Origin of the sequence: Ochrobactrum sp. C6C9, assembly GCF_022627935.1 — a bacterium.
Lineage (GTDB): Bacteria > Pseudomonadota > Alphaproteobacteria > Rhizobiales > Rhizobiaceae > Brucella > Brucella teleogrylli.
Genome location: NZ_JABXGB010000090.1, coordinates 1 through 1,218, shown reverse-complemented (window position 1 = coordinate 1,218; position 1,218 = coordinate 1). Strand labels below are relative to the sequence as shown.

The window sequence follows — 1,218 nt, the reverse complement described above, 5'->3', positions numbered from 1 at the left end:
GCCGGATCGGCAGGCACGGTTGCGTTCTCGACGGCAGCCGAACCACCCTCGCCCGTTGCGGAGAAGGAGGCCGTACGCACTGTGATCACCTTCTTGGCGTCGGTGGACTGCACTGTCTGGATCGCATTGCCCGCATAGATCGGACGCTTGAACGTATCCGCTGACACCACTTCCATGATTTCGGACAACTGCATCACATCGAGAAGTGCTGCAACGCGCGGCAGGATGTTCTTGGCCGAGGTCGTCGCCGGTGCGATGACCGTGTCGTAATTGGCGGCGAGTTCCACGATGAGTGCTGCCGTTGGCTCGGCCAGACGGTTTTCCAGCGCATCGCTTTCAGCCAGCAGAACCTTGCGCACGCCTTTGAGCTTGGCGGCTGCATCGGCTGCAGATTTTGCACCCTTGCCTGCAACCAGAATATCGACATCGCCGCCGATCTGGGCAGCTGCCGTCAGCGCCTTTGCCGTCTGGTCCGAAAGGGTTGCATTGTCGTGTTCGGCGATAAGAAGAATAGCCATTTATCTCGTCCCTTCCGATTTCTTAGATGATGCCGTCAGCCTTGAGCTTCTCAACCAGCTCGGCAACCGAGCCAACCTTGACGCCAGCCTTGCGGCCACCCGGCTCTTCGGTCTTCAGCACCTTGAGGCGTGGCGCAATATCGGCGCCGAAATCGGCAGGCGACTTCTCGTCCAGCGGCTTCTTCTTCGCCTTCATGATATTGGGCAACGACGCATAACGCGGCTGGTTCAAACGAAGATCAACCGTGACAATCGCCGGAAGCTTCACATCGATGGTCTGCAGACCGCCATCCACTTCGCGCGTGACCTTGGCCGAACCGTCAGCCAGTTCCACCTTGGAGGCAAAGGTTGCCTGGCTCCAGTTGAGGAGCGCCGACAGCATCTGGCCGGTCTGGTTGGCATCGTCGTCGATCGCCTGCTTGCCGAGGAAAACGAGATCCGGCTGTTCAGCCTCGACCACGCCCTTCAACACCTTGGCAACGCCGAGTGGCTCGACCGTCTCGTCGGTCTTGACCAGAATGGCGCGGTCCGCACCCATGGCAAGCGCCGTGCGCAGCGTTTCCTGCGCCTGTGCCGGGCCAACCGAAACAGCCACAATCTCCGTTACCTTGCCAGCTTCCTTCAGACGGATCGCCTCTTCAACCGCAATCTCGTCAAAAGGGTTCATCGACATCTTGACGTTGGCAAGCTCAACGCCCGA

1 protein-coding gene and 1 pseudogene are annotated in these 1,218 nt (G+C 59.7%); both read right to left on the bottom strand.

Annotation, left to right across the window (positions count from 1 at the left end; genetic code table 11):
* Window positions 1-518, bottom strand: a pseudogene (locus tag HWD97_RS24175) (electron transfer flavoprotein subunit alpha/FixB family protein); the annotation flags it as partial.
* 22 nt (window positions 519-540) lie between these two features.
* Window positions 541-1,218, bottom strand: a 678-nt coding sequence (locus HWD97_RS24170) for an electron transfer flavoprotein subunit beta/FixA family protein (protein WP_371835798.1), incomplete at its 5' end; no start/stop codon positions are given.